Origin of the sequence: Thermovirga sp. (assembly GCA_012523215.1) — a bacterium.
Lineage (GTDB): Bacteria > Synergistota > Synergistia > Synergistales > Thermovirgaceae > 58-81.
This window is the reverse complement of sequence record JAAYIZ010000245.1, coordinates 1-2188: the sequence shown is the minus strand read 5'-3', so window position 1 is coordinate 2188 and position 2188 is coordinate 1. Positions and strand designations below refer to the sequence as shown.

4 protein-coding genes are annotated in these 2188 nt (G+C 60.5%); all 4 read right to left on the bottom strand.

Going from position 1 to position 2188, the window contains the following annotated elements; all coding sequences use genetic code 11:
• On the bottom strand, positions 1 to 940 hold a 940-nt coding region (locus tag GX108_06810; GenBank protein NLO56742.1), incomplete at its 3' end, for a methionine adenosyltransferase.
• A 78-nt stretch (positions 941 to 1018) separates the two neighbouring features.
• Positions 1019 to 1405, bottom strand: coding sequence for a GNAT family N-acetyltransferase (locus GX108_06805; protein NLO56741.1), 387 nt, complete (start codon positions 1403 to 1405; stop codon positions 1019 to 1021).
• 38 nt (positions 1406 to 1443) lie between these two features.
• Positions 1444 to 1671 (bottom strand): alcohol dehydrogenase, encoded by a 228-nt coding sequence (locus tag GX108_06800; GenBank protein NLO56740.1) that lies wholly within the window; start codon positions 1669 to 1671, stop codon positions 1444 to 1446.
• Between the two features lie 37 nt (positions 1672 to 1708).
• The coding region (locus GX108_06795; GenBank protein ID NLO56739.1) for a DUF3084 domain-containing protein at positions 1709 to 2188 on the bottom strand (480 nt) is incomplete at its 5' end.

The window sequence follows — 2188 nt, the reverse complement described above, 5'->3', positions numbered from 1 at the left end:
CGTAGGCGACCTGGATCTTGCACTCCCGGGCGAGCCCCGCCGCCACAATGTTCTTGGCGGCGTACCGGCTCATGTACGCCGCGGAACGGTCCACCTTGGTGGGGTCCTTGCCGGAAAAGGCACCGCCGCCGTGGGGGACGATGCCGCCATAGGTGTCGATGATGATCTTCCGGCCGGTCATGCCCGTGTCGGCCATGGGCCCTCCTAGGACGAAACGGCCCGTGGGGTTCACCAGTATCCTGGGTGGCGTCTCCGCCAGGTGACCGGGCAAGACGGGATTTATCACCTCCCGGATGATGTCCCGGCGGATCTGCTCCGATTCCACCGCGGGGTGATGCTGGGCTGAGACGACCACTGTGTCGACCCTCAGGGCCTTTCCGTCTTCGTAATCGATGGTGACCTGGGTCTTCCCGTCGGGGCGCAGGTAGGCCAGGGTCCTGTCCTTTCGGACCTCGCTCAGCCTCCTCGCCAGCCTGTGGGCCAGGGCGATGGGCAGGGGGAGAAATTCCTCGGTCTCGTCGCAGGCGAAACCCACCATCATCCCCTGGTCGCCGGCGCCGACACCGTTGATCTCCTCGTCGGACATGTCGTCCTCCCTGACCTCCAGGGAACGGTCCACCCCCCTGCTGATGTCGGAGGATTGTTCATCTATGGCGGTGACCACAGCGCAGGTGTCGCCGTCGAAGCCGTACTTAGCCCTCGTGTAGCCTATGTCCTTTACGATATTCCTCGCAAGGTGCGGAATATCGACATAACAATTGGTGGTGATCTCGCCGGCGACCATCACGAGTCCCGTCGTGATCAGGATCTCGCAGGCCACGCGGCCCATGGGATCATCGGCGAGTATTGCGTCCAGAACCCCATCGGAGATCTGGTCGGCCAATTTGTCGGGATGTCCCTCCGTGACCGATTCGGATGAAACAAGATACCTTCTCTCCAATTCCTTTCCACCTCCCGTTCTTTATGGCCGCGTTCTCCGGTTTGAAGACGGGAGGGCGGCTTTATCGCAAGGGTCTCATCAGGAATACTCGATAGGTTTGCGCAGGAGCATCATGGTCCCTTCCTCCTGCCTGAAGCCCAGCCTGGCCAGGAAGGGTGCGAGTTCGCTCGTGTAAGTGATGATCAGGGGGATGTCCCTCATCTTTGGATGATCGAGGGCGTAATCCAGCAGCGAAGATCCAAGCCCTTTCCCCTGGTGATCGGGGTGGACCATGATGTCCCAGAGGGAAGCTCTGAAGACAAAATCCGTCAGAACACGGCAGAAGGCCACCAGCTTCGTCGCGTGCCTGACGGAAAAGCACATGGTGGTTCCCTCCAGCATCTTCTCTATCTGCTCGATGGAACGGCTCCTGCCCCACCGGGTGAATCGATACAGCTCCTGCAGGTCGTAGGGCGAGACGGCCATCTTGCTGTCATAGTACAGGTAATTCTCTTCGAGCGCCTTCAAAGTTCGGTCTTCTCCTCACCCCGCGAAGAATCGGGTGAAAATCCCATGCCGGCGACAATGCGCCGGAGCTCCCCGCCCCTGGCATCGGTGCTCACCGGTACTTGCAGGACCTGGCCCGCTCCGCAACAGGGGCACGTCCAGACGGTCCTCGCCACGCCATCGGCGTCGGGCGTTCCAGGCAGGATCCTCATTTCGCCACAGACCTGGCAAGCGACGATCAGCATTTATCCATCCCCTTTAAAATGACTGGGAAACCCGCCGTCAGTCATCAGTGATCACTATTTCGACACGGACAGGCCCTTCAGTATAAATGTCTTCCTCCGCCTTGACAATGACCCGGGCCGTTTTCTCCCTCAGGGTCAGCAGGTCCACGGCCTCGAAAAATTCGGAGGCGCTGATGTTGCCCACGGTCCCCCTCAACGGGTCCGGGAGCACCCCGTCCTTTTGGGCCTTCGAATTCACCGTCCTGAGGATGGCGAAAAGGCGCATCTCCGCTTCCTCCTGCTCCAGGGCGGACGGGATGTCGCTCACCTCGGCAAGAGTGTATCCCTTGTCGTAGATCTTCCTGCTCTCGTGCAACGAGATCGAGCCCTTCACGGGTTCCCCCTGGACGGTGTTTTCCGCGACTATCAGCCTGAGGATCGTCCTGCCCGGGGCTCCCGCGCAACACTCCTTTATCATTTCCTCGGATCGGGGGTCCAGGGTGATAACCACCTGCTCGGGGTCCGTCCCTGAACGCAT